Here is a 24,656-nt window from a genome sequence, read left to right as displayed (position 1 = left end):
CGCTCAGGCGTGGTTGACGGGGAGGACGTCCGGGGAGAGGGCGCTCGCGTGGGCGGCGGCGCTCGTCATCCGTCGGCGGTGATGCCGGCGGCAGAGGACCTCGTAGCCGATCTCCCCGGCCGGGCGGTTCACGTCGCCGACGACGACCTGCTCGCCCTCGACGACCATCTCACCGTCTATCGTCCGGGCGTTGTGGGTGGCGCGGGCGCCGCACCAGCACAGGGCCTCCACCTGGAGCTGTTCCAGCCGGTCCGCCAGCTCGATCAGGCGCTGGGAGCCGGGGAAGAGCTTCGTACGGAAGTCCGTGGTGATGCCGAAGGCGAACACGTCGAGGCCGAGGTCGTCCACGATGCGCGCCAACTGGTCAATCTGGGCAGGGGCCAGGAACTGGGCCTCGTCCACGATCACGTAGTCCGCCTTGCCACCCTTGGAGAGCTGGGCGACCAGGTACGCGTACAGGTCCATGCCCTCCGGCGCCTCGACGGCCTCCGTCACCAGGCCGAGGCGGGATGAGAGCTTGCCCTCCCCCGCGCGGTCGTCACGGGTGAAGATCACGCCCTGGAGTCCCCGCGCGTCGCGGTTGTGGGCGATCTGGAGAGCCAGTGTGCTCTTTCCGCAGTCCATCGTTCCGGAGAAGAACACCAGCTCGGGCATGGGGAGCAGGACCTTTCGGGTCAGGGAGGGGGAACGGCGGGGAGGGGAGTCGTCAGGAGCGGATTTCGAGCAGCGGGACGAGCTGCTCGGCAGCGGTCATGGAACCGTGCATTCCGGTGAGCGCCGACTCGTTGGGCTCGCTGCGCGAGGCCGTGATCGCGACATCGGCCTGGGCGGCCGCGACCACGTCGCCGATCCGGCCCAGGACCCGCTCGTCGCATTCGCCCCGCGCGCCGAACCAGCCCAACTCCAGGGCTTCCTCGCGGCTCGCGACCCAGAACCGGTCGCCGAGCACCTCGCGCCACACGGTCAGGACGTCGGCCTCGGCGCCCGGTACGGCGTACACGTGCCGGGCCCGGCCCTCGCCGCCCAGCAGGGCCACGCCGGCGCCGAGTTCCCAGTCGTCGTCGTAGTCGATGCGGGAGTCCTCGTCGAAGGGGACGTCCACCATGCCGTGGTCGGCGGTCACGTACAGCGCGGTGCGGGGCGGGAGTTGCTCCGCGAGGCGCTGGACCAGGCGGTCCACGTACATCAGCTGGCCGCGCCAGGCGTCGGAGTCGACTCCGTGCCGGTGGCCGGCCCCGTCGAGCTCGCTGTAGTACGTGTACACGAGCGAGCGGTCGCCGGCCCCGAGGCGCTCGGCGGCCAGGTCCATGCGCTCCTCGCCGGTCATCCGGCCGAGGAAGGTGCCGCCGCTCAGCGCGATCTTGGTCAGCGGGGTGGTCTGGAAGGCCGGCGAGGACACCTGTGCGGTGGCCACCCCGGCGGCGTCCGCCTGCTGGAAGACCGTCGGGTACGGCTGCCAGGGCTTGGGCGAGGTCCACGGGTACCAGCGGAGCTGGTTCATCAGTTCGCCGGTGGCCGGGTTGCGCACGGCGTAGCCGGGCAGGCCGTGGCGGGCCGGGGGCAGGCCGGTGCCGACGGAGGCGAGCGAGGTGGCGGTGGTCGCCGGGAAACCCGCGGTGATCGGCCGGCCGGTGCCGCCGCGCGAGCTGCCGAGGAGGGAGGTGAGGTACGGGGCCCACTCCGGGTGGGCCTTGATCTGCTCCCAGCCCATGCCGTCGACCAGGAACACGCAGTTCCGGTCGGCCGGGGTCAGCTCGGGGATCGAGGCCTCGAAGCCCGGTACGCCCTGGCCCGCGACGAGGGTGGGCAGCAGGTCGGCGAGGGAGCCGGAGCCGTACTCCGGGACGGGGGCGCCGGCCAGGTCCAGCAGTTCCGGCTCGTCCTGCCAGCTCTGCGCCGCGGTGTACGCCATCAGCGGGCGGGGTTGGACGTGGCTGCCGTGGCCTCGGAGAGTGCCTGGGCGAAGAGCAGGGTCTGGCGGACCGCCTCGGGGCCGTCGCCGGCCTCGCTGACGCGCAGGCTGAGGTCGTCGGCGGTGGAGTTGCCGGTGTACCCGTGGTCGGCGTCGCAGTTCTGGTCGCCGCAGGCGGCGGGCTCCAGGTCGATGCGCGAGACCGCGCCCCAGCCGATGGTCAGGACGACCTCGCGGGGCAGGGTGCCGGGGGTGTAGGACTCGGGGTTGGCCACGACGCGGCTGAGGACCACGGAGGAGATGGTGGCCAGCTTCACCGACTCGGTGGAGGTGGTCGCGTACGGCGAGGGGGAGCCGGCGTCGGCGGCCTGCTCGTCGGTGTGGCTCACGATGAACCGGTTGCCGGTCAGGACCAGCACGGTGACGTGCCGGCGCACCTCGTTGGAGTCGAAGGTCGTCTCCTGGTGGACCAGGTACGAGGAGATCGGCTCGCCGCCCACCGCGGCCTCCACGGCCTCGGCCACGAGGGCCGGGTAGTAGCCGCTGCGCTCGATCGCCGTGCGCAGCCCCTGGGTCGTCGTACCGGATTTCGCCATGAGGTCCATCCTAAGGCCCGTTCGGGGCACCCCGGCCGCTCCGGACCGAGCGCCGTGGCCGGCACTGGCCGGTCCGGAGCTCAGTAGCTGGGCAGCGTCCGCGGCCCGAGGTCCCCGCGGGCGGGCGGGTGGGCGACGCGGACGGTCGCGCTCAGGACGCAGAGCCCGTCCGTGGCGACGACCACGGGCTCCAGGTCCACCCCGACCACCTCCGGGTGGTCGTCGACGAGGCGGGACACGCGCAGGAGCAGCTCCTCCAGGGCCGGGATGTCCACGGGGTCGCTGCCGCGCCAGCCGAAGAGGAGCGGGGCGGCGCGGATGGAGCGGATCAGGCCCGCCGCGTCCCGGTCGGTGGCGGGGACCAGCCGGTGCGCGGTGTCGCCCAGCAGTTCGGAGGGGACTCCGGCGAGCCCGAAGGAGAGGACGGCTCCGGCGGCCGGGTCGATGACGGAGCGGATGACGGTGTCGACGCCCCGGGGAACCATGGCCTGGACCACGGGAAGCAGTTCCTGCGGCTTGCCCAGCGCGTCGGTGAGCTCCCCGTAGGCCCGGCGCAGGTCGGCCTCGGTGGTGAGGTCGAGTCGTACGCCGCCCAGGTCGGCGCGGTGGCGCAGGTGGGGGGCGGTGGTCTTGAGCGCCACCGGGTAGCCGAGGACCTGGGCGGCGCGGGCGGCGGAGTCGGCGCTGGGGGCGGGAAGTGTGGGCGGCACCCGGATCCCGTAGCGGGCGAGCAGCTCGCGGGCGTCGGGGTCCGGGAGCCGCAGCACCTGCGTGTCCCCGACGTGCTCCAGCAGCCGGGAGAGCTGCGCGGCGGTCCCGCTCTCGTCGATGTCCTCGTACTCGGGCACCTGCCCGGCCTCGGCGGTGGCCCGCCGCCACTGTCCGTAGCGCACGGCCTCGGCGACGGCCCTGACGGCCCGCTCGGCGGCGGGGTAGCTGGGGATCCGGATCCCGTCGCCGCCGGGCGCCTGCGGAGCGGCCTGCGCGCCCTGCGGCCCCGCCGGGGCGGGGGGCGCGGACTCCGGGGCGGCGCCCCGGTAGGGGGAAAGGGCGGGGTGGGGGAAGGTTCCCGCGGGGGCCGTGGCCGCCGAGAGGGCTTCGGCCAGGGCGCCCAGCTCCACGTGGACCACCGCCACCGGCTTGCCGGGGTGCTCCGCGACCGCCGCCCGCAGGGCCTCGGCCAGGTCGTCGGCCAGGGTGTGCTCGCTCACCCACGGAATCGCGGTGACGACGACCGCGTCGTTGTCCGGCGAGGCCAGAGCCGCGGCGACCGACGTGCGGAAGTCCTCCGGCGAAGCGGCGGTGGTCAGGTCCAGGGGCGCCAGCGGCCGCAGCCCCTGGGTCAGGCAGGCGTCGTAGGTGAGCACCCCGAGCGACTCGGAGTTCCCGAGGATCGCCACCCGCGGCCCGGCCGGTACCGGCTGCGAGGCCAGCAGCAGGCCGACGTCCACGAGCTCGGTGACGGTGTCGACACGGATCACGCCGGCCTGCCCCAGCAGCTCGGACACGGTCGACTCCGGCAGCCGGGTGCCGGGGACCACGTGTCCGGCGGGGGTGTGGCGCCCGCCCAGGGCGACGACCACCGGCTTGACGGCGGCCGTGCGCCGCGCGAGGCGGGTGAACTTCCTCGGGTTGCCCAGGGTCTCCAGGTACATCAGTGCGACGTCGGTCGCCTCGTCGTCGTACCAGTACTGGAGGATGTCGTTGCCCGAGACGTCCGCCCGGTTTCCGGCGGAGACGAAGGAGGACAGCCCTTCCCCGCGCCGCAGCAGTCCCGAGAGCAGCGCGATGCCGATCGCCCCGGACTGCGTGAACAGGCCGACCCGTCCCCGCGCGGGGGCCGGGGCCGGGGCCAGCGAGGCGTTCAGCCCCACCTCGGGCGCGGTGTTGATCACCCCGAAGGCGTTCGGCCCGATCAGCCGCATCCCGTACGAGCGCACCTGCCGCACCAGTTCGCGCTGGCGGGCCAGGCCTTCGGCCCCGCTCTCGCCGTATCCGGCGGACAGCACCACCAGCCCCTGGACCCCGTGCTCACCGCAGGCCGCCACCGCCTCGGGGACCCGGTCGGCGGGGACCGCGATCACCGCGAGGTCGACGGGGGCTCCGATGTCGCCGACCGTGCGGTAGGCCCGTACGCCGTCCAGCAGACCGCTGGCGATGCCGGGGGCGCACGCCTCGTTGACGGCGTAGAGGTGGCCGTGGAAACCGCTGTCCCGCAGGTTGCGCAGGGCGGCCGCGCCCACTCCCCCGCCGGACCGGCTGACTCCGATCACGGCCACGGATCCTGGGGCGAGCAGCCGCTGCACGGACCGGGCCTCGGCGCGCTGTTCGCGGGCGCGCTGCACGGCGAGGGACTCGGCGGTGGGTTCGAGGTCGAGGGTGAGGTGGACGGAGCCGTCCTCGAAGCTGCGCTTCTGCTGGTAGCCGACGTCCGTGAACACCTTGATCATCTTGGTGTTGGCGGGCAGCACCTCGGCGGCGAAGCGCCGGATGCCGCGCTCGCGCGCCACGGCGCCGATGTGTTCGAGCAGCGCCGAGGCGACCCCGCGGCCCTGATGGGCGTCCTGGACGAGGAAGGCCACCTCGGCCTCGTCGGAGGGTCCGGTGGCCGGGCGGCCGTCGGTGCCGATCCGGTCGAAGCGGACGGTGCCGATGAACTCTCCGCCGATCGTCGCGGCGAGGCCGACCCGGTCCACGTAGTCGTGGTGCGTGAACCGGTGCACGTCACGGTCGGAGAGCCGGGGGTACGGGGCGAAGAAGCGGTAGTACTTGGACTCGTCCGAGACCTGCTCGTAGAAGCTGACCAGCCGGCCCGCGTCGTCCGTGGTGATGGGCCGGATCCGGGCGGTTCCGCCGTCACGCAGGACGACGTCGGCTTCCCAGTGGTCCGGGTACGAGGGGTCCGACTCGGTGGTCATGGGGCCACCTTAAGGCTCGAACGGTTCGATTGGCCCGGGCGCGGCGCATCGGGCAAGCTGACCCGAATCAGTGCAAGCTGGAGTAGGTCGAACGGCGGGGATTTCGGGCCGAAGGTCGGTCCGACCATTCCGGACGTCGTGAGAGACTGGTCTAGACAACCGTAAGAACCTGAAGGGCATCACCATGGCAGAGCGCCGCGTCAACGTCGGCTGGGCCGAGGGCCTGCACGCTCGTCCCGCCTCGATCTTCGTCCGTGCGACGACCGCTTCCGGCGTCCCGGTGACCATCGCGAAGGCCGGCGGCGACCCCGTCAACGCCGCCTCCATGCTGGCGGTTCTGGGCCTGGGCGCCCAGGGCGGCGAGGAGATCGTCCTGTCGTCCGAGGCCGATGGCGCCGAGGCCGCGCTGGACCGCCTCGCGAAGCTGGTCGCCGAGGGTCTCGAGGAGCTCCCCGAGACCGTCTGACCCTTCGGGTTCGACTCGCAAGACGTGCACGGCGAAGCCGTTGCCCCCGACCACCGTCGGAGGCAACGGCTTCGCTGCGTCCGGGGCGCGCCACATTCGGGCCGGGCCGAAAATGCGCGCGGCACACGGGGCGCGAATTCACGTGAATTGCGCGGCCTGAAATACCCTCCGGCGCCGTACTGATATCCGACCTTTGTATACGGCGTTTGTTAATGCCGGCCGCTTGCCATGTTTACGGCAGGTTGCAAAGTCCTCACCCTGATCCGGTACGCCCCCGCCGCCCGGTCCACGTGCGCCGCGGTCAGCGTCCGGGCCCGCTCGGCGTCGCCCCGGGCCACCGCGTCCACGATCGCGCCGTGCTCCGCCCAGGACTCCACGGGCCGCACCGGGGACTCCACCACGTACATCCAGGCCAGCTTGTGGCGCATCTGGGTGAGCAGCGTGATCAGCCCCGGGCTCCCCGATGCCTGGGCGAGCGTCTCGTGGAACCAGCCGCCCAGCGAGCGCAGATCCTCCCCCTGCCCCCGCCTGGCCCTCTCCTGGCCCAGCCTGACCAGCCCCCGCAACACCTTGAGGTGGGCCTCGCCGCGGCGCCGGGCGGCCCGTGCGGCCGCCAGGGGCTCCAGCAGCATCCGCAGCTCCAGGAGGTCGGCCGCCTCCTGCTCGGTGGGTTCGGCCACGCAGGCGCCCGCGTGCCGGCGGGTGGTCACGAACCCCTCGGACTCCAGCGTGCGCAGTGCCTCGCGCACCGGGACGCGCGAGACTCCGTACCGGCGGGCCAGCACCTCCTCGGTCAGTCGGCCGCCGGGCCCGAACACCCCGGAGACGATGTCGTCGCGGATTGCTGTGCATACCGTGTGCGCGGGAATACGCAAGACCGGACCTCCGCCTTTTTCGTATGGCTGTGCGCGCTGCAACTCTATTGCAACACACGATAATTTCCGAGGGCGGCCGGAAATACGAAACATTCACACAACGCGAAGGCCCCGGCTCGGATAGAGCCGGGGCCTTCGGGAAGATGCGTGACGCGGCGCGGCGCCGTGCGGGCCGCTGCCTGCTGCCTGCGTCAGGCGTTGACGCCGTGGGCGCGCAGGTACGCGACCGGGTCGATGTCCGAGCCGTATTCGGCGCCGGTACGGGCCTCGAAGTGCAGGTGCGGGCCGCTGGAGTTGCCGGTGGAGCCCGACAGGCCGATCTGCTGGCCCGGGGTGACCTGCTGGCCGACGGAGACGCTCAGCGAGGACATGTGGCCGTACTGGGTGTAGGTGCCGTCGGCGTGCTTGATGACGACGTTGTTGCCGTACGCGCCGCCCCAGCCCGCCTCGACCACGGTGCCCGCGCCGACCGCGTGCACCTCGGTGCCGGAGGCGGCGTGGAAGTCGATGCCGGTGTGGCTGCCGGAGGACCACATGCCGCCACCCGCGTGGTACTGGGTGCTGACGTAGGAGTCCGAGATCGGGGCCACGAAGGTGTTGAGGCGCTTGCGCTCCTCTTCGCGGGCCGCGCGCTCGGCGGCCTCGCGCTCGGCCTTGGCGCGGGCCTCGGCTTTCGTCTTGGCCTCGGCGGCGCGCTGCTTGGCGTCGGCCTCGGCCTGCGCCTTGGCGGCGGCGGCCTCGGCGGCCCGCTGCTGGGAGTGGGCCTGGGCCTGGATCTCACCGGCGAGTTCGTCGGCCACCACGATGGTGTTCAGGCCGGTGTCCTCGACGGAGGGGGCCTTGTCCGCGGCGAACGCCGGGCCGGCCAGGGAGCCGACGACACCGGTGGTGACGACGGCGGCTATGCCGGCATATCCGGCGGTCTTGCGGCTCAGACGGCTGGAACCACGGTGCTTGCCGGCGGCACGACTGCCAAAGGCCATGAAGGGGTTGATCCTTTCCTTCCCTCTCGCCTACCGGGTTAGCTGACGGGTTCGGAGCAGGAAGGTCTCCTACGGGCCACCTCTCGCGAGGCGGTCCGATTCACCCCAGGGACACATGTGGGTCCCCGGCTCCCCAGGCTCGCGCCTGACGGGGACTCGGCGATCGCTGTCCGGTGCCGCGGGGCGCGGCGGTTACAACTGACGGACAGCAGGGCCGACGCTAGGCGGATCATCAGTCAATCGCCAAACAGACACGCCTTTTTGTTGCGTACGCCACACCACATACAAGCAACCACACGACTAAACAGACAAAAGGGGCCCCTGCGGACAAGCCGCCTGAACCCCTCTGTCGGCCGGTGAACGGCCGCCCGTCGTCCGGTCAGTTGGTGACCACGGTCACTTCGCCGATCCCCAGGGCCCGTACGGGCTCCTCGATCTGCGAGGCGTCGCCCACCAGCACCGTGACCAGGCGGTCCACCGGGAAGGCGTTGACGACCGCCGAAGTGGCCTCCACCGTGCCCGTTTCGGCGAGCCGCGCGTACAACTGCGCCTGGTAGTCGTCCGGTAGCTCCTGCTCGACCTGGTCGGCGAGGGTGCCCGCGACCGAGGCGGCCGTCTCGAACTTCAGCGGGGCCACGCCCACCAAGTTCTGCACGGCCACGTCCCGTTCGGCGTCGGTCAGGCCGCCCTCGGCGAGGGTGCGCAGCACCTTCCAGAGGTCGTCGAGCGCCGGGCCGGTGTTCGGAGTGTCCACCGAGCCGCTGATGGCGAGCATCGAGGCGCCCTTGCCGTCGGCGGTGGAACGCAGCACCTGGCCGAAGGCGCGCACGCCGTAGGTGTACCCCTTCTCCTCGCGCAGCACCTTGTCCAGGCGCGAGGTGAGGGTGCCGCCCAGGCAGTAAGTGCCGAGCACCTGGGGGGCCCAGACCCGGTCGTGGCGGTCCGGACCGATGCGGCCGATCAGCAGCTGCGTCTGGACGGCTCCGGGCCGGTCCACGATGACCACGCGGCCGCGGTCGTCGGCGGTGATCGGCGCGACCGGGAGGGGCTCGGTGGTGTCACCGGTCCACGTGCCCAGGGTGTCGGCCAGGACGGCGTCCAGGTCGATGCCGGTCAGGTCGCCGACGATCACCGCGGTGGCGGTCGCGGGGCGTACGTGGGCCTCGTAGAAGGCCCGTACGGCCGCGGAATCGATCCGCGCGACCGTGTCCTCGGTGCCCTGGCGCGGGCGGGAGATCCGCAGGGACTGCGGGAACAGCTCCTTGGAGAGCTGCTTGGCGGCGCGGCGCTGCGGGTTGGCCAGCTCGTGCGGGATCTCGTCGAGCCGGTTGCGCACCAGGCGGTCGACCTCGGCGTCGCTGAAGGCCGGCGCGCGCAGCGCCTCGGCGACCAGTCCCAGCGCCTTGTGCAGGCGGGAGGCCGGAACCTCCAGGGAGACCCGCAGGCCCGGGTGGTCGGCGTGCGCGTCGAGAGTGGCGCCGCAGCGCTCCAGCTCGGCCGCGAACTCCTCGGCGGAATGCTTGTCGGTGCCCTCGGACAGGGCGCGGGCCATGATGGTGGCCACGCCGTCCAGGCCCTCGGGCTCCGCGTCGAGCGGGGCCGCGAGGTTGATCTCGACCGCGATGACCTGCTGGCCCGGCCGGTGGCAGCGCAGCAGGGTCAGGCCGTTGGCCAGGACCCCGCGATCGGGGGCCGGGAAGGCCCACGGCTGCGGCTCACCGGCCCGGGGGCGCGGGTGGAAGGTCATCGTGACGGCTGCGGTGTCGGCTGCGGTGTCGCTCACTGCTCCGCCCCTTCGTTCTCGTCGCTGTTCCCGGCGGATTCGGCCGCCTCGTCCTCCACGTCCACCGCGATCGGCTCGTACACGAGCACCGCGCGGTTGTCCGGGCGCAGTCGGGCCGCGGCCACGGCCTGGACCTCCTCGGCGGTGATGTCGAGGACCCGCTGGACGGCGGTCAGCGCCAGCTGCGGGTCGCCGAACAGCACCGCGAAGCGGCACAGTTCGTCCGCGCGGCCGGACACCGTGCTCAGCCGGTCCAGCCACTCGCGCTCCAGCTGCGCCTGCGCGCGCTCCATCTCCTCGGCCGTCGGGCCCTCGGCGGCGAACCGCGCGAGCTCCTCGTCCACGGCCGCCTCGATGGCGGGCACCTCGACCCCGCTGGAGGTCTTGACGTCCAGCCAGCCGAGGGAGGGCGCGCCGGCCAGGCGCAGCATCCCGAAGCCGGCCGCGACGGCGCTCTGGTCGCGTCGGACCAGGCGGTTGTGCAGCCGGGAGGAGTCGCCGCTGCCGAGGACGGTCAGCGCCACGTCGGCGGCGTCGCACTCGCGGGTGCCGTCGTGCGGGAGCCGGTAGGCGGCCATCAGCGCGCGGGCCGGCACCTCTTCGACGATCTCCTCGCGCAGCTGCTCGCCCATGATGTCGGGGAGCGAGCCGTCGCGCGGCGGCTGCTTGCCGTCGTGGGCGGGGATCGTGCCGAAGTACTTCTCGACCCAGGCGAGCGTCTTCTCGGGGTCGATGTCGCCGACCACCGACAGCACCGCGTTGTTGGGCGCGTAGTACGTACGGAAGAAGGTGCGCGCGTCCTCCAGGGACGCGGCGTCCAGGTCCTCCATCGAGCCGATCGGCGTGTGGTGGTACGGGTGGCCCTCCGGGTACGCCAGAGCGGTCAGCCGCTCGAAGGCCGTGCCGTAGGGGACGTTGTCGTAGCGCTGGCGGCGCTCGTTCTTGACGACATCGCGCTGGTTCTCCATGGACTCGTCGTCCAGGGCGGCCAGCAGCGAGCCCATCCGGTCCGCCTCCAGCCACAGCGCGAGCTCCAGCTGGTGGGTCGGCATCGTCTCGAAGTAGTTGGTGCGCTCGAAGCTGGTGGTGCCGTTGAGGGAGCCGCCGGCCCCCTGGACCAGTTCGAAGTGGTCGTTGCCGGACACGTTCTGCGAGCCCTGGAACATCAGGTGCTCGAAGAGGTGAGCCAGGCCGGTACGCCCCTTGACTTCGTGGCGCGAGCCGACGTCGTACCAGAGGCAGACCGCGGCGACCGGGGTCAGGTGGTCCTCGGACAGCACCACGCGCAGGCCGTTGGCCAGCCTGTGCTCGGTCGCTGTGAGGCCGCCGGAGCCGGCCTGGGCTGTGGCCGTGTGACCCATGGGCATGTGGTCCCTTCGATCGCGATGCAGAGATTCCTGTCAGACCTGCCACTGTATGCAAGCGTGTCGGCGACCGGAGAAGTTCCCGGCCCAGTCCTGGGTCGGAGTCGGCGTTGTCGGTACCTCGGGCCACAATGGTCCGCGTCACCCCTGTCCGAAACCCGGCCAGGCGCACCAGCCCACCCCGTGAGAGCTCAGCTCATCCCGAATCTTGGTTAAGGAGCCGCGCAGCGATGGCCCGCCGCAGCACGAAGACCCCGCCGCCGGAGGATTTCGAGGAGAAGATCCTCGACATCGACGTCGTCGACGAAATGCAGGGCTCCTTCCTCGAGTACGCGTACTCGGTGATCTACTCCCGCGCCCTGCCCGACGCACGCGACGGCATGAAGCCGGTGCACCGGCGCATCGTCTACCAGATGAACGAGATGGGCCTGCGCCCCGACCGCGGCTACGTCAAGTGCGCGCGCGTCGTCGGCGAGGTCATGGGCAAGCTGCACCCGCACGGAGACGCGTCGATCTACGACGCCCTCGTGCGCATGGCGCAGCCCTTCTCCATGCGGCTCCCGCTGGTCGACGGCCACGGCAACTTCGGCTCCCTCGGCAACGACGACCCGCCGGCCGCTATGCGGTACACCGAGTCCAAGATGGCCGACGCCGCGTCGCTGATGACGGACGGGATCGACGAGAACACCGTCGACTTCGCCGCCAACTACGACGGCCAGGAGCGCGAGCCGGTCGTACTGCCCGCCGCGTACCCCAACCTGCTGGTCAACGGCGCGTCCGGGATCGCGGTCGGCATGGCCACCAACATGGCCCCGCACAACCTGGGCGAGGTCATCGCGGCCGCCCGCCACCTGATCCGCTACCCGGAGGCGGACCTCGAGGCGCTGATGCGCTTCGTACCGGGTCCCGACCTGCCCACCGGCGGCCGGATCGTGGGCCTCGCGGGCATCAAGGACGCCTACGAGAACGGCCGCGGCACCTTCAAGATCCGCTCGACGGTGACCCTGGAGGACGTGACCCCGCGCCGCAAGGGCCTGGTCGTCACCGAACTGCCCTTCACGGTCGGCCCCGAGAAGGTCATCGCGAAGATCAAGGACCTGGTCGGCTCGAAGAAGCTCCAGGGCATTGCGGACGTCAAGGACCTCACCGACCGTTCGCACGGCCTGCGGCTGGTCATCGAGATCAAGAACGGCTTCCACCCCGAAGCCGTGCTGGAGCAGCTGTACAAGCTGACGCCGATGGAGGAGTCCTTCGGCATCAACAACGTCGCGCTGGTCGACGGACAGCCGCTGACGCTGGGCCTCAAGGAGCTCCTGGAGGTCTACCTCGACCACCGCTTCGAGGTCGTGCGCCGCCGCAGCGAGTTCCGCCGGGGCAAGCGGCGCGACCGCCTGCACCTGGTCGAGGGCCTGCTGGTGGCCCTGCTCGACATCGACGAGGTCATCCGGATCATCCGGGACAGCGACAACTCCGCCCAGGCCAAGGAGCGCCTGATGGAGCGCTTCTCGCTGAGCGAGATCCAGACCCAGTACATCCTGGACACCCCGCTGCGCCGCCTCACCCGCTTCGACCGCATCGAGCTCGAGTCCGAGCGCGACCGGCTGACCGGCGAGATCGACGAGCTGACCGGGATCCTGGACTCCGACAACGAGCTGCGCAAGCTGGTCTCCTCGGAACTGGCCGCGGTGTCGAAGAAGTTCGGCACGGAGCGCCGTACGGTGCTGCTGGAGTCCGCCGGGACCCCGGTCGCGGCGGTGCCGCTGGAGGTCGAGGACACCCCGTGCCGGGTGCTGCTGTCCTCCACCGGCCTGCTGGCCCGCACCGCGAACGCCGATCCGCTCCCCGAGGAGGAGGGCGGATCCCGTGCCAAGCACGACCTGATCGTCTCGCAGGTCGCGGCCACCGCCCGGGCCGACATCGGCGCGGTCACCTCGTACGGGCGGCTCCTGCGGCTTTCGGTGATCGACCTGCCGCAGCTGCCGGACACCCACGCCTCGCCGAACCTGGCGGGCGGCGCCCCGGTCTCGGAGTTCCTCTCCGGGCTGGAGGCCGACGAGAAGGTCGTCTGCCTGACCTCTCTGGACGAGTCGGGGCAAGGCCTGGCGCTCGGCACCGAGCAGGGCGTGGTCAAGCGGGTCGTGCCGGACTACCCGGCCAACAAGGACGAGCTGGAGGTCATCACCCTCAAGGACGGTGACCGGATCGTCGGAGCGGTCGAGCTGCGCACGGGCGAGGAGGACCTCGTCTTCATCACGGACGACGCCCAGCTGCTGCGCTACCCGGCGGCCCAGGTGCGCCCGCAGGGCCGCCCGGCGGGCGGCATGGCGGGCATCAAGCTCTCCGACAACGCCAAGGTGATCCACTTCTCGGCCGTCGACCCGGCGCGCGACGCCGTGGTGTTCACGGTGGCCGGCTCGCACGGGACGCTGGACGACTCGTTGCTGTCGGTGAAGCTGACCCCGTTCGACCAGTACCCGCGCAAGGGCCGGGCCACCGGCGGCGTGCGCTGCCAGCGGTTCCTGAAGGGCGAGGACCTGCTGGTCCTGGCCTGGGCGGGCGGCTCGCCGGCCCGTGCGGCCACGGCGAACGGCAGCCCCGCGCAGCTGCCCGCCGTCGATCCGCGACGGGACGGCTCGGGCACCTCGCTGCCGGTCGTGGTCGCGGCGCTGGCCGGGGCCGCGCTGTAGGACGCCGGGCCCTGAACGGCCGGCGGGGTGTGCGGTCCGGAGCGATCCGGGGACCGCGCGCCCCGTTCGCCGTACAGGGCCTAGTGTTTTCCCGGTACACGTAGGTGGGGGCGGGAGAGCAGAGCTGATGAGTCGTCGGTCGAGCGGGTTGATCGGGGTCTGGGCAGAGGCCCAGCGCCAGCAGCAGCGCACACAGCTGGTCCAGCAACGCGAGGCCGAGCGTCGGCAGCGGGCGTACGAACGGGACGCGGCGCGGGGCCAGCGGGAGCAGCAGGCCGCCTACAAGCAGCACCGCGAGGCCGAGGCCCGGCGCCGGACCGAGCGGCTCGACGCGGACGTGGCCGCCCTGCAGGGGCTGCTGGCCGCCGGCTGCCGGGCGCCCGCCTTCCGGATGTCCGGGCTGGTCCGCTCCGAGCAGCTCCAGCCCTTCGACCCGGGCACGCTGGCGCACCCCGTACCGCTGCCGCACCTCCAGCAGTTCCAGCAGCAGAGCAGCGGCTGGACCCTCGGCTCGGGCCGGCGGGCACAGGCGGAGCGCGAGGCGCACGACCGGTACACCCGGGCCTGGCAGGCCGCCCACGCGGCGGAGCAGGACCGGCTGCGGCAACTGGCCGCGTACCGGCAGCAGTACGACCAGTGGGCCACGGCGCAGCTCGCCGGGATACGCGCGCACAACAGCGGCCTCAGCGAGACGGCGGACGCCCTGCGCTCGGGTGACGCCGAGGCCGCGGTGGAGTACTTCTCGGCGGCCCTGTACGCCTCCACGGCCTGGCCCGAGGAGCTGCCCCGGCAGGTGACCGCCGCGTACGACCCGGCGGCGCGACAGCTGGTGCTGGACTGGGAGCTGCCGCGCTACCAGGTGGTGCCGGAGATCAAGTCCGTGCGGTACGTGCCGAGTACCGACGAGGACAAGGAGACCGCCCGCCCGGCCACGCAGCGCCGGGCGGTCTACCGGGACCTGCTGGCGCAGTGCCTGCTGCTGGTGGTGCGCGAGCTGTACGCGGCGGACGAGTTCGGCGCGCTGGACTCGGTCGTCGTCAACGGGTTCGTGGACGACCACGATCCGGTGACGGGCCGGGAGGCGCAGCTCGTCCTGGGCTCCGTTCGGGCCGACCGCGCCGACTTCTCCGGGCTGCGACTGGAGCAGGTGAGCGCGGTGGACTGCCTGGTCGACGGCTTGCGCGGGCAGTTGTCGGCCCGGCCCGACCAGCTGACGGCGGTCCGTCCGGGACGGCGGCCGCAGGAGGTCGGCGCGGTCGTCAGCCACGGCGGGCACGCGCAGGGCGGCGAGGACGAACCGGACCTCTTCGCGATGGACCCCATCGTCTTCGAGAACCTGGTCGCCGAGCTGTTCCGGGCGATGGGCATGGAAGCGGTGACGACGCAACGGTCGGGCGACGGGGGCGTGGACGTCGAGGCTCTCGACCCGACTCCGATCCGGGGCGGGCGGATCGTGGTGCAGGTCAAGCGGTACCGGCACACGGTCCCGCCGACGGCGGTCCGGGACCTGTACGGCACGGTCCAGGACCGGGGCGCGAACAAGGGGGTGCTGGTCACCACCGCGACCTTCGGACCCACCTCGTACGCGTTCATCGCGGACAAGCCGCTGGAGCTGGTCGACGGATCCACCCTCGTGGGCCTGCTCCACCAGCACGGACTGCGCGGACGCCTCGGCGGCGGACCGGCGGCCGAAGTACCGGCCCAGCGCACGGCGGAGGCCGCGCGGCCCACATCGTCCGCGCCGCCCGCTCCGTCCGCTCCGTCCGCTCCGTCCTCCCCGCCCGTTTCCCCGGACCACAACGTGCTCGGCATGTCGTGGGCGGGGTCGGTCGCGCTGGACGTGTGCGCGCTGGTCTGCGAGGGCAACCGAGTGCTGAGCGAGGACCACTTCGTGTTCTTCAACAACCCCCGCACCCCGGACGGTTCGGTACGGGCGCACGCGCACTCGGCCCCCGACAAGGCGGCGCTGCTCGTCTCCTTCGACGACCTGCCGCGGCGGGCCGACCGGCTGGTGCTCGTCGCGGCCATCGACCCGGAGGTCAACCCCCACGCCGATCTGGCGGGCTTCACGGACGCCCGGATGCGGCTGCTGGACGCCACGGGCGGGGAGCTGGCCCGACTGGACGTATCCGACGGCCGCGCGGGCGAAACCGCCCTGGTCCTTGGCTCCTTCCGGCGCCGCGAGGGCGGTGACTGGGACTTCGTCCTCGGCGGCAAGGGCTACCGAGACGGCCTGGAGCCCCTCCTCGGCGACTTCGGCATCGAGGTCGCCTGAGGGGTCCGGCGGGCCGGCCTCACGGGTCCTCGATGTCGACCTCCGCCTCGGCCTCCGCGTCGGCATCGGGGACCGGTTGCGCCGGCCGGTCCACGTAGCGCAGGACGCCCCACATGGATTCCGGGCGGCCGCGCTGCGGCTGCGCCTCCTGGCAGGCCTCCAGCTCGCTGAGCAGCCCCGGGCCGTCGGTGCCCGAGCCGATCAGGACGAGCTGCGTCAGGCGGGGCTCGCCCCGGCCCCAGGGCTGCGGGGTGAAGCGGAGGAACCGGCCGACCGCGTGGACCTCGTAGCGCTCCTGGTGGCCGGGAACGCCGAAGTAGACGAAGCCCTTGATTCGGTAGAGACCGGCCGGGCGGCGGTCGAGGAACTCGATGAACCTGCGCGGGTGGAGGGCCTGCTCGGACACGAACTCGATGCTCTCGTAGGCCGCGTGGACGTGCTCGGAGTGGTCGCTCTCCGGCGTCCCGTCGGTCCCCCGCGCCCCGTCCGCCCCGTCCGCATGCGCCTGCTCCAGGAGGTCCTCGAAGGACAGCTGGCCCCGCGTCTGCTCCCACGGCCGCCGGTCGAAGAGCAGCTCCGGGTCGATCCGCCCGTGATCCGCGCCGACGACCGGGATCCCCGGTGCGCAGAGACCGCCGAGCACGTCCTCGATCCTCGCCCGCTCGCCCGCGTCCACCCGGTCGGTCTTGTTGAGCACCACCAGGTCCGCGACGGCCAGGTGCCGGTCGGTCCCGGGGTGCCCGACCCGGGTCGCGTCGAACTCCGCCGCGTCCACGATCTGCACCATGCCGCCGTAGCGGACGGCCGGATTCTCGTTGGCCACGAGCATCCGGACCATCTCCTGGGGCTCCGCCAGCCCGCTCGCCTCGATGACGATCACGTCGATGTGGTGGACCGGGTCGGCGAGCTTCTCCAGGTAGGCGTCCAGCTCGCTGCCGTCCACCGCGCAGCACAGGCAGCCGCCGCCGAGGGAGACCATCGAGTCGCCGAGCCGGCCGGCCACCGACATCGCGTCCACCTCGATGGAGCCGAAGTCGTTGACGACGACCCCGATGCGGGTGCCTCCCCTGTGGGTCAGGAGGTGGTTGAGGACGGTCGTCTTGCCGGATCCGAGGAATCCGGCGAGGACGATGACGGGGATGCTGTTCACCCGGTCGATCGTAGCCAGTGCCGCGTCAGCCGAGGGCGGGGACCGGCTCGGGCGGGGTCGGGCCGGTGTAGCGGGCCGCCGGGCGGATGATCTTCGAGTCGGTGGCCTGTTCGAGGATGTTCGCGCTCCAGCCGACCACCCTGGCCGCGCAGAAGGTCGGGGTGAACATCTCGCGCGGCAGCCCGCACAGCTCCATGACCACGCCGGCGTAGAACTCCACGTTGGTGTGCAGCTCACGCCCCGGCTTCAGCTCGGCGAGGATCTCCTCCACGTGCCGCTCGACCTCCACGGCGAAGTCCACGAGCGGGCCGCCGAACCCGCGGGCGATCTCCCGCAGCATCCGCGAGCGGGGGTCCTCGGTGCGGTACACGGGGTGTCCGAAGCCCATGATCCGGTCGCCCGCGAGAACCCGCTCGCGGATCCAGGGGTCGATCCGGTCCGCCGTGCCGATGGCGTCGAGCGTGTCCAGGGCCCGGCTGGGGGCGCCGCCGTGCAGGGGGCCGGAGAGCGCGCCGATGGCCCCGGTGAGGCAGGCCGCGACGTCGGCTCCGGTGGAGGCGATCACGCGGGCGGTGAAGGTGGACGCGTTGAACCCGTGGTCGATGGTGGAGATCAGGTACTGCTCGACCGCGCGGGCCCTGACCGGGGCGGGCTCGCGCCCGGTCAGCATGTAGAGGTAGTTGGCGGCGTACGGGAGGTCCTCGCGCGGCTCCACCGGTTCCAGCCCCTGCCCCAGCCGGTGCAGCGCGGTGAGGAGCGTCGGTACGGCGGCGCAGGCGGCCAGCGCGTCGGCGGCCCGGCGCTCGGGGTCGAGGTCGTAGACCGGGCGGAAGCCCGCGGAGGCGCCGAGCAGCGAGAGCGCGGTGCGCAGGCCGGCGAGCGGGCCGGACAGGGCGGTGGCGCGGGCCAGTGCGGGCAGGGCGTCGCGGACCTCGGCGGGGAGCCGGCGCAGCGGGGCGGTCTCGGCGGCGAAGGCGGCGCGTTCGGCGGTGTCCGCGGGCAGCGTGCCGCGGAACATCAGGTGCCACACGTCCTCGAAGGTGCGGCTCCGGGCGAGCTCGACGGCCGAGTACTGGCGGTAGTGGTAGAAGCCCTCACGGCCTCGGACGTCACCGAGCAGGGTCTCGGTGACCACGACCCCCGCGAGTCCGCGGGGTACTTCGACGGTGGTGTTCATGCATCGACCATCGATGATTGATGGAATCCTTGTCAATATTGATTGAATCAACATGTATAGAGTGATGGGCATGAACGAAGAGCGACGGCTCACCACCCGGCAGGCGGCCGAGCTGCTGGGGGTGAAGCCCGCGACGGTGTACGCGTACGTCAGCCGCGGGCAGCTCACCAGCCGCCGCGATCAGGTCGGGCGCGGCAGCAGCTTCGACGCCCACGAGGTGGAGGCGCTGGCCCGGAGCAGTCGGCGCGAAGCGGCGGTCCCCGCCGCCGGCGAGTTCTCCGTGCGCACCTCGCTCACCCTCATCGAGCCGGACCGGTACTACTTCCGCGGCGTGGACGCCGTGGAGCTGGCCTCCCGGTACCGCTACGAGGAGGTCGCCGAGTGGCTGTGGACGGGGACCCTGGTGCGCGGGGCCCGGTTCACCGCTCCCCCGGAAGCCCTCGCCGCGGCCCGGCGGGCGGTCGCCGCGCTGCCGGAACACGGCGGCCCGCTCGACCGGCTGCGGGTGGCCGTCGCCGCCGCGGCCGTCGCGGACCCGCTGCGCTTCGACCTTTCCGAGACGTCCGTACTGGGCTCCGCGCGCGCCCTGATCCCCACGCTGGTCGGCGCCCTGCCCGAGGTCGGCCCGTCCCAGTGGCCCGGGGACGGCCGCCTGGCCCGGCAGCTGTGGCCCCGGCTCTCCGCCCTGGACCCGGATCCGGACGCGCTGGCCGTGCTGGACCTGGCCCTGGCGCTGCTCACCGACCACGACCTGGCCGCGTCGACCCTGGCCGTACGGGTGGCGGCTTCGGCCCGCGCGCATCCGTACGCGGCGGTTTCGGCCGGGCTCGGCGCGCTGGAGGGCCCCCTGCACGGAGCGGCCGGGCGGCTCGCCCACCGGATGCTGGTGGAGGTGCTGGAGCGGGGCGGAGCGGCGCCGGTGGTGGCCGACTACCTGCGGGCCGGGCGACGGGTGCCGGGGCTCGGACACCGGCTGTACCGGGGCGAGGACCCGCGGGCGACGGCGCTGTTCGCACGACTGGAGGGGCTGGCGCAGGCCGGTCCGGCACTGGGCGCGGCGCGCGAGGTGGCCGGGGTGATGGCCCGGCACGGCGGCGGGCTGTACCCGAACGTGGACCTGGCGCTGGCCGTGCTGACGGTGTCGTGCGCGATGGCCGCGGAGGCCGGGGAGACGGTGTTCGCGGTGGCGCGCACTGCCGGCTGGATCGCGCACGCGCTGGAGGAGTACCAGGAGCGCCCGCTGCGGATGCGGCCGAGCGGCCAGTACCAGGGTCCCCGCCCGCCACGGCCGATGCCGTGACGGGCGGGGAGGCGGAGCGGTGGTTGCGGCGGTCCGGCGGCGGCGTCAGGTCCGCAGCCAGACCGCCGTGTCCTGCGCGAGCAGCCCGCTGTCCAGGGCGGAGCTGCTGAGCAGGAGTTCGGTGTGGGCCGGCAGCGGGGCCGGCTCCGGCGACAGGTTGGCCACGCAGACCAGCCCGTCGGGGCGGCGGAAGGCCAGCACCCCGGGCGGCGCGTCCAGCCACTCCAGCGCTCCGCCGCCGAAGCCTCCGGCGGCGCGGCGCAGCCGAAGGGCCGTCCGGTAGAGGGTGAGCATGGAGTCCGGGTCGCCGTCCTGGCGGTCGGCGGCGTACGCGGCCCAGTGCTCGGGCTGGGGCAGCCAGGCGTCGTTCCACGGCTCGGCGGTCCAGGGCAGCGGGACCCGGCATCCGTCGCGGCCCGGGTCGGTGCCCCCGGAGCGGAAGTGCATGGGGTCCTGGATGCGGTCGAGCGGTATGTCGGCCTCCGGCAGGCCCAGTTCCTCGCCCTGGTAGACGTACACGGCGCCGGGCAGGGCGAGCGAGAGCAGCGCGGCGGCGCGGGCCCGCCGGGCGCCCAGGTCCAGGTCGGTGGGGGTTCCGAAGGCCTTGGCGGCGAAGTCGAACCCGGTGTCGGTGCGCCCGTAGCGGGTGACCGTGCGGGTCACGTCGTGGTTGCACAGCACCCAGGTGGCCGGGGCTCCGACGGGGGCGTGTTCGGCGAGGGTCTCCTCGATGGACGTGCGCAGCCGGCCGGCGTCCCAGGGGCAGCTGAGGAAGGAGAAGTTGAAGGCGGTGTGCAGCTCGTCGGGGCGCAGGTACCGGGCGAACCGCTCGGAGTCCGGCAGCCAGACCTCGCCGACGAAGATGCCCCCGTACTCGTCGGCGATGGCGCGCCACGAGCGGTAGATGGCGTGCAGGTCGTCGCGGTCGATGTACGGGTGGACCTCGCCGGGCCAGGGTTCGGGCGAGCGGCCCGCCAGGTCGGGCAGGGCCGGGTCCTTGGCCAGCAGGGCCGCGGAGTCGATCCGTACGCCGGACACTCCGCGCTCGAACCAGAACCTCAGGACCTCCTCGTGCTCCCGGCGGACGGCGGGGTGGTCCCAGTTCAGGTCGGGCTGCTGCGGGGTGAACAGGTGCAGGTACCACTCCCCGTCCGGTACCCGCGTCCAGGTGGCGGCGCCGTTGAACTGCGAGGGCCAGTCGCCGGGCGGCAGTTCCCCGTGCGCGCCGCGGCCGGGGCGGAAGTGGAAGAGCTCGCGCTCCGGGCTGCCGGGGCCGGCGGCGAGGGCGGCCTTGAACCAGGCGTGCTGGTCGGACACGTGGTTCGGGACGATGTCGACAATGGTGCGGATGCCCAGCTCACGGGCTTCGGCGATGAGCTTCTCGGCCTCGGCGAGGGTGCCGAAGGCGGGGTCGATGGAGCGGTAGTCGGCGACGTCGTATCCGCCGTCGGCCAGCGGGGAGAGGTACCAGGGGGTGAACCAGAGTGCGTCCACTCCCAGTTCGGCGAGGTAGGGGAGGCGGGCCCGGACTCCCACGAGGTCACCGGTGCCGTCCCCGTCGCCGTCGGCGAAGCTGCGTACGTACACCTGGTAGATGGCGGCCGAGCGCCACCAGTCGGCGGCGTTTTCGGGCAGGGGAAAGTCAGCCACGGAGGGGTCCTTTCACGGCGTTCTTTTCACAGCGTTCTTTCACAGGGGGCGGCCGGGCGCGGCGGCGGAGCGGGGTTCTCACCCCTTGAGGGAGCCTGCCGTCAGGCCGCTCATGATGTTGCGCTGGAAGATCAGGAAGATGATGAGCGTGGGTGCGGAGGCCATCGCGAGTGCCGCGACGAGATGGTTCTCGGGGACTCCCCTGGCCAGTGAGTAGATGCCGACGTTGAGCGTCTGCAGGGCCGGGTCGGGGAGGGTGAGCATGGGCCAGAGGAAGTCTTTCCAGACCCCGACGATCGCGAAGATCGACACGACTCCGAGGATGGGCCGGGACATCGGCAGGACCACGGAGCGCAGGGTGCGCAGGGCGGAGGCCCCGTCGATGGCGGCGGCATCGAGGATCTCGCCGGGGATGGAGTCGAAGAATCGTTTCAGTAGGAAGATGTTGAACGCGTTGGTGACGGAGGGCAGCCAGATCACCCAGGGCGTGTTCAGCAGGTTCCGCTGGATGATCGGCATGTCCAGGACCGTGAGGTACTGCGGTACGACGAGCACCGCGGCCGGGATCATCAGGGTGCCCAGCATCATGGCGAGGACGGCCTTGCCGAAGACGGGCCGGAGCTTGGACAGCGAGTAGGCCGCGGCGACGTCGAGGACGAGCTGGAAGGCCAGCGCCCCGAAGGCGTAGTAGAGGGTGTTGAAGAGCAGCTTGGCGAGGTCCATGACCTTCCATGCCGCCGAGTAGTTCTCGGTGTGCAGGGACCCCGGCACCAGGGTCGGCGGGACCTGGGTGAACTCCTGGGTGCTCTTGAGGCCGTTGGCGACCATCCAGTAGAGGGGGCCGAGGAAGACGACGGTGAAGCCGACGACGACCAGGGCGAGGACCGACCAGTAGGTGATCCTGCCTCGGGTGCGGCCGAGTTGGGCCGGAGATATCAGCGTGCGCTCTGCCATGTCAGGTGCTCCCGTCAGTTCTCGTTGTCGCGGCTCAGCCGGACGTACACGGCGGAGAAGCCGGCGAGCAGGACGAGCAGGCACAGGCCCAGGGCCGCGGCGCCGCCGTACTGGTTGAAGCTGAATGCGTACTGGTAGATGAGGACGACCACGGTGGTGGTCGACCCCTCGGGGCCGGCGCCGCCGGTCAGCATGAACGGTTCCACGAAGACCTGCATCGTCGCGATGATCTGCATGAGCAGCATGAGCGAGAGGATGAGCTTGGTCTGCGGGATGGTGACGTACCAGATCTTGCGCAGCACCCCCGCTCCATCGAGCTCAGCGGCCTCGTAGAGCTCGCCGGGGACTCCCTGGAGGGCCGCCAGGTAGATCAGTGTCGCGCCGCCCATGTTCATCCACGTGGAAGCGATGACGACGGAGAGCATCGCGGTGTCGGTGGATTGCAGCCAGTCCTGCGCCGGCAGGTGCAGGAATTCCAGGACCCTGTTGAAGATGCCGTAACCGGGGTCGTAGAAGTACTTGAAGAGCAGGATCGAGGCCACCGGCGGCATCATCACCGGGAGGTAGACCAGCAGCCGCAAATAGCCCTGCGCATGGCGGAATTCGTTGAGCACGATCGAGACCACGAACGGGACGACGAAGCCGAGAACCAGCGCGAGCCCGGTGAACAGCAGCGTGTTGCGCCAGGCCTGCCAGAAGGTCGGGTCGTTGAAGACGTAGCGGAAGTTGTCCCAGCCGACCCAGCGGACGGATCCGCCCTCGGTCTTCTGGAAGGCCAGCAGGAACTCCCGGACCATGGGGTACCAGGAGAAGAAGGAGAAGCAGAGGACGGCACCGATCAGAAAGCCGTGGGCCGTGATGTTCCGCTTGAACGCCCGGACGAATTCCTCGCGGGAGGTACCGGGCAGGGTGGGAGCCGACATCGCCGCTCGCTCCTAGGTGGGTCGTTGCCGATCGAAACGCGGGTACGGGGCCGGAGGCCGTGAGCCGGGGCCGGAGGACCGGCGGGCCGGAAGCCCGGGAGAGGCTCCGGCCGGAAGGTCCGGCGGGCGGGTCCGACGGGCGGGTCCGGGCCGGGGAGGCCGCCCGGACCTCCCCCGGCCGGGCCGCTACTGGTTGGCCAGCACCTGGTTGACGGCCTTCTCGGCTTCCGCGAGGAGCTGCGCCGAGTCCGCGTCCTTGTTGGTCAGGACCCCCGACATCACCTTGTCGAGCACCTTGTAGACCTCCTGGGCCTTCTTCGGCTCGGCCTTGCCGACCACCGGGTTGTCCAGGAAGGTCTTGAAGTTGATGACCGGCATGGTGGCGCTGGCGGCCTTGAGCTCGTCGTCCTTGGCCTTGCTGGCCCCGGTGAAGAACGCGGGCTGCGGAAGGCCGACCGGCAGGGCGTCGGCCTTGGAGCGGTCGTACTGGAACTGGCCCTTGCCGACGGTGAGGAACTTGAAGTTCAGCCAGGCGATACCGGCCTTGATCTTGTCGGGCGAGCTGCCCTTCTTGATCATGTAGCCGTTGCCGCCGGCCAGGGTGGAGGCTCCGCCGGGGATGGGGCCCATGCCGAAGTTCTCGTACTTGGCACCGAGCTGCTGGACCATGTAGGTGATGTCGTCGGGCGCGGCCAGGAACATGCCGAGCTTGTCCGAGGCCATCTGCTTCTGAAGGTCACCCCACTTGAGCAGCTGGGTCTTGCCCATGCTGTCGTCGTCCCAGCGCATGGCGTGGAGGTTGTCGACAATCTGCTTGCCGGTGGGGTTGTTGAAGGCCGCCTTGCCGTCGGCGCCGACGATGTCGCCGCCCATTCCGTACATGGCCGCCGTGTAGTGCCAGCCGCCGGTGTTCTCGACGCTGTAGTCGCCGTAGCCGGCGGTGCCGTTGCCGAGGGCCGCGATCTTCTTGCCGGCCGCGCGGACCTCGTCCCAGGTGCGCGGCGGCTGGTCGGGGTTGAGGCCCGCCTGCTGGAAGAGCTTGCGGTTGATCAGCAGGCCCATCGTGTAGTTGCTGGTGGGCAGGCCGTAGACCTTGCCGTCACGCTTGAGGATGCTCGTGACGTTCTTGTCGATGTCGTCCAGGCCCGGCACCGACTTGGAGGTCGCGTAGGCCGAGATGTCCTCGGCACCGTCGTTGTCCAGCACCTGCTGGAGGTCGGTGAAGTAGGCGTAGAACACGTCCGGCTGGGACTTGGCCTTGAGCATCGCGGTGAAGCGCGGGGGCTCCAGGCACTGGCCGGGGGTGGAGCGGCCCTCGATCGTGACGTTCGGGTAGGTCTTGTTGAACTCCGCCACGTCCTCCTTCCACTCCTTGAGCTCGGCCGCCTTCGCCGCGGGCGGCATGCAGTCGATGGAGATGGTGACCTTGGTCTTCGGGTCGAGCGGGGCGGAGGCGTCGCTGGAACCGCCGGACGGCTGGTTCTTGTCGGCGTCACCGCTGCTGCTCGTACCGCAGGCCGCGAGGGCCGTGACGGCGAGCGCCGAGACAAGGGCGGCCGCGGTGTTGCGGCGGATGTTGGTTCTCATCGGTGGTCCCCTTCGAGCATCAAGCAGGAGGCTGGGGGCGAGTGTGGGGGGCGAGC

General features: G+C 71.8%; 18 protein-coding genes and 1 riboswitch. Of the genes, 4 read left to right on the top strand and 14 right to left on the bottom strand.

The genetic code is table 11. The features are described from left to right. Positions 1 to 3: 3 nt before the first annotated feature. The 4 genes from AC3IYJ_RS30240 to AC3IYJ_RS30225 form a co-directional block, all read right to left on the bottom strand. Positions 4 to 654, bottom strand: coding sequence for a thymidine kinase (locus tag AC3IYJ_RS30240; RefSeq protein WP_489397682.1), 651 nt, complete (start codon positions 652 to 654; stop codon positions 4 to 6). A 52-nt stretch (positions 655 to 706) separates the two neighbouring features. After that, on the bottom strand, positions 707 to 1,912 hold the full coding sequence (locus AC3IYJ_RS30235) for an alkaline phosphatase family protein (RefSeq protein ID WP_489397681.1): 1,206 nt from the start codon (positions 1,910 to 1,912) through the stop codon (positions 707 to 709). Beyond that, positions 1,912 to 2,508 carry a DUF5998 family protein gene (locus AC3IYJ_RS30230; protein WP_330298991.1) on the bottom strand — a complete coding sequence of 199 codons (597 nt, stop codon included), beginning with the start codon at positions 2,506 to 2,508 and terminating at the stop codon, positions 1,912 to 1,914. The genes AC3IYJ_RS30235 and AC3IYJ_RS30230 overlap by 1 nt, the downstream gene beginning before the upstream one ends. A gap of 80 nt (positions 2,509 to 2,588) precedes the next feature. After that, positions 2,589 to 5,426 carry a bifunctional acetate--CoA ligase family protein/GNAT family N-acetyltransferase gene (locus tag AC3IYJ_RS30225; protein WP_489397680.1) on the bottom strand — a complete coding sequence of 946 codons (2,838 nt, stop codon included), beginning with the start codon at positions 5,424 to 5,426 and terminating at the stop codon, positions 2,589 to 2,591. A gap of 184 nt (positions 5,427 to 5,610) precedes the next feature. Here AC3IYJ_RS30225 and AC3IYJ_RS30220 point away from each other — a divergent pair, with 184 nt between their 5' ends. Beyond that, positions 5,611 to 5,892 carry an HPr family phosphocarrier protein gene (locus AC3IYJ_RS30220; RefSeq protein WP_250746483.1) on the top strand — a complete coding sequence of 94 codons (282 nt, stop codon included), beginning with the start codon at positions 5,611 to 5,613 and terminating at the stop codon, positions 5,890 to 5,892. 209 nt (positions 5,893 to 6,101) lie between these two features. Here AC3IYJ_RS30220 and AC3IYJ_RS30215 read toward each other — a convergent pair whose 3' ends face one another. From AC3IYJ_RS30215 to AC3IYJ_RS30200, 4 genes are all read right to left on the bottom strand, one after another. Beyond that, a complete protein-coding gene (locus tag AC3IYJ_RS30215) occupies positions 6,102 to 6,767 on the bottom strand; it encodes a GntR family transcriptional regulator (protein WP_489397679.1) in 666 nt (221 codons plus the stop codon). A gap of 191 nt (positions 6,768 to 6,958) precedes the next feature. Beyond that, a complete protein-coding gene (locus tag AC3IYJ_RS30210; RefSeq protein WP_489397678.1) occupies positions 6,959 to 7,750 on the bottom strand; it encodes a M23 family metallopeptidase in 792 nt (263 codons plus the stop codon). A gap of 12 nt (positions 7,751 to 7,762) precedes the next feature. After that, a riboswitch (cyclic di-AMP (ydaO/yuaA leader) is annotated at positions 7,763 to 7,922 on the bottom strand. Positions 7,923 to 8,129: 207 nt separating this feature from the next. Continuing rightward, on the bottom strand, positions 8,130 to 9,497 hold the full coding sequence (locus tag AC3IYJ_RS30205; protein WP_489402971.1) for a M16 family metallopeptidase: 1,368 nt from the start codon (positions 9,495 to 9,497) through the stop codon (positions 8,130 to 8,132). 32 nt (positions 9,498 to 9,529) lie between these two features. Further along, complete coding sequence (locus tag AC3IYJ_RS30200) at positions 9,530 to 10,894, bottom strand: M16 family metallopeptidase (RefSeq protein ID WP_489397677.1); 1,365 nt, start codon at positions 10,892 to 10,894, stop codon at positions 9,530 to 9,532. Between the two features lie 233 nt (positions 10,895 to 11,127). Here AC3IYJ_RS30200 and AC3IYJ_RS30195 point away from each other — a divergent pair, with 233 nt between their 5' ends. Then, positions 11,128 to 13,584 carry a DNA gyrase/topoisomerase IV subunit A gene (locus AC3IYJ_RS30195; protein ID WP_489397676.1) on the top strand — a complete coding sequence of 819 codons (2,457 nt, stop codon included), beginning with the start codon at positions 11,128 to 11,130 and terminating at the stop codon, positions 13,582 to 13,584. A 127-nt stretch (positions 13,585 to 13,711) separates the two neighbouring features. Beyond that, a complete protein-coding gene (locus tag AC3IYJ_RS30190) occupies positions 13,712 to 15,859 on the top strand; it encodes a restriction endonuclease (protein WP_489397675.1) in 2,148 nt (715 codons plus the stop codon). Positions 15,860 to 15,878: 19 nt separating this feature from the next. Here the strand turns inward: AC3IYJ_RS30190 and AC3IYJ_RS30185 are convergent, their stop codons facing one another. After that, on the bottom strand, positions 15,879 to 17,009 hold the full coding sequence (locus AC3IYJ_RS30185; RefSeq protein WP_489397674.1) for a CobW family GTP-binding protein: 1,131 nt from the start codon (positions 17,007 to 17,009) through the stop codon (positions 15,879 to 15,881). A 25-nt stretch (positions 17,010 to 17,034) separates the two neighbouring features. Continuing rightward, entirely contained in the window at positions 17,035 to 18,186 is a 1,152-nt protein-coding gene (locus AC3IYJ_RS30180; protein WP_489397673.1) for a citrate synthase, read from the bottom strand. 64 nt (positions 18,187 to 18,250) lie between these two features. On the opposite strand from AC3IYJ_RS30180, the gene AC3IYJ_RS30175 reads away from it, so the two are divergent. Then, on the top strand, positions 18,251 to 19,486 hold the full coding sequence (locus tag AC3IYJ_RS30175; RefSeq protein WP_489397672.1) for a citrate/2-methylcitrate synthase: 1,236 nt from the start codon (positions 18,251 to 18,253) through the stop codon (positions 19,484 to 19,486). 45 nt (positions 19,487 to 19,531) lie between these two features. Here the strand turns inward: AC3IYJ_RS30175 and AC3IYJ_RS30170 are convergent, their stop codons facing one another. From AC3IYJ_RS30170 to AC3IYJ_RS30155, 4 genes are all read right to left on the bottom strand, one after another. Next, complete coding sequence (locus AC3IYJ_RS30170; protein WP_489397671.1) at positions 19,532 to 21,136, bottom strand: glycoside hydrolase family 13 protein; 1,605 nt, start codon at positions 21,134 to 21,136, stop codon at positions 19,532 to 19,534. 78 nt (positions 21,137 to 21,214) lie between these two features. After that, positions 21,215 to 22,090, bottom strand: coding sequence for a carbohydrate ABC transporter permease (locus AC3IYJ_RS30165; RefSeq protein ID WP_489397670.1), 876 nt, complete (start codon positions 22,088 to 22,090; stop codon positions 21,215 to 21,217). 14 nt (positions 22,091 to 22,104) lie between these two features. Further along, positions 22,105 to 23,013 (bottom strand): carbohydrate ABC transporter permease, encoded by a 909-nt coding sequence (locus AC3IYJ_RS30160; RefSeq protein WP_489397669.1) that lies wholly within the window; start codon positions 23,011 to 23,013, stop codon positions 22,105 to 22,107. A 186-nt stretch (positions 23,014 to 23,199) separates the two neighbouring features. After that, positions 23,200 to 24,600 (bottom strand): ABC transporter substrate-binding protein, encoded by a 1,401-nt coding sequence (locus AC3IYJ_RS30155; protein WP_489397668.1) that lies wholly within the window; start codon positions 24,598 to 24,600, stop codon positions 23,200 to 23,202. Between the last annotated feature and the right edge of the window lie 56 nt (positions 24,601 to 24,656).

This window comes from Streptomyces sp. GL_140 (assembly GCF_057834465.1).
Note: the sequence above shows the minus strand (reverse complement) of the source record. Positions and strands in the feature narration are given on the sequence as shown.

What these genes read in the sequence shown, in the direction of transcription:
- AC3IYJ_RS30195 (WP_489397676.1), top strand. Translation starts at nt 11,128, where the DNA reads ATGGCCCGCCGCAGCACGAAGACCCCGCCGCCGGAGGATTTCGAGGAG.
- AC3IYJ_RS30235 (WP_489397681.1), bottom strand. Translation starts at nt 1,912, where the DNA reads ATGGCGTACACCGCGGCGCAGAGCTGGCAGGACGAGCCGGAACTGCTG.
- AC3IYJ_RS30225 (WP_489397680.1), bottom strand. Translation starts at nt 5,426, where the DNA reads ATGACCACCGAGTCGGACCCCTCGTACCCGGACCACTGGGAAGCCGAC.
- AC3IYJ_RS30200 (WP_489397677.1), bottom strand. Translation starts at nt 10,894, where the DNA reads ATGGGTCACACGGCCACAGCCCAGGCCGGCTCCGGCGGCCTCACAGCG.
- AC3IYJ_RS30205 (WP_489402971.1), bottom strand. Translation starts at nt 9,497, where the DNA reads ATGACCTTCCACCCGCGCCCCCGGGCCGGTGAGCCGCAGCCGTGGGCC.
- AC3IYJ_RS30175 (WP_489397672.1), top strand. Translation starts at nt 18,251, where the DNA reads ATGGGCATGAACGAAGAGCGACGGCTCACCACCCGGCAGGCGGCCGAG.
- AC3IYJ_RS30210 (WP_489397678.1), bottom strand. Translation starts at nt 7,750, where the DNA reads ATGGCCTTTGGCAGTCGTGCCGCCGGCAAGCACCGTGGTTCCAGCCGT.
- AC3IYJ_RS30220 (WP_250746483.1), top strand. Translation starts at nt 5,611, where the DNA reads ATGGCAGAGCGCCGCGTCAACGTCGGCTGGGCCGAGGGCCTGCACGCT.
- AC3IYJ_RS30240 (WP_489397682.1), bottom strand. Translation starts at nt 654, where the DNA reads ATGCCCGAGCTGGTGTTCTTCTCCGGAACGATGGACTGCGGAAAGAGC.
- AC3IYJ_RS30155 (WP_489397668.1), bottom strand. Translation starts at nt 24,600, where the DNA reads ATGAGAACCAACATCCGCCGCAACACCGCGGCCGCCCTTGTCTCGGCG.
- AC3IYJ_RS30160 (WP_489397669.1), bottom strand. Translation starts at nt 23,013, where the DNA reads ATGTCGGCTCCCACCCTGCCCGGTACCTCCCGCGAGGAATTCGTCCGG.
- AC3IYJ_RS30180 (WP_489397673.1), bottom strand. Translation starts at nt 18,186, where the DNA reads ATGAACACCACCGTCGAAGTACCCCGCGGACTCGCGGGGGTCGTGGTC.
- AC3IYJ_RS30165 (WP_489397670.1), bottom strand. Translation starts at nt 22,090, where the DNA reads ATGGCAGAGCGCACGCTGATATCTCCGGCCCAACTCGGCCGCACCCGA.
- AC3IYJ_RS30230 (WP_330298991.1), bottom strand. Translation starts at nt 2,508, where the DNA reads ATGGCGAAATCCGGTACGACGACCCAGGGGCTGCGCACGGCGATCGAG.
- AC3IYJ_RS30190 (WP_489397675.1), top strand. Translation starts at nt 13,712, where the DNA reads ATGAGTCGTCGGTCGAGCGGGTTGATCGGGGTCTGGGCAGAGGCCCAG.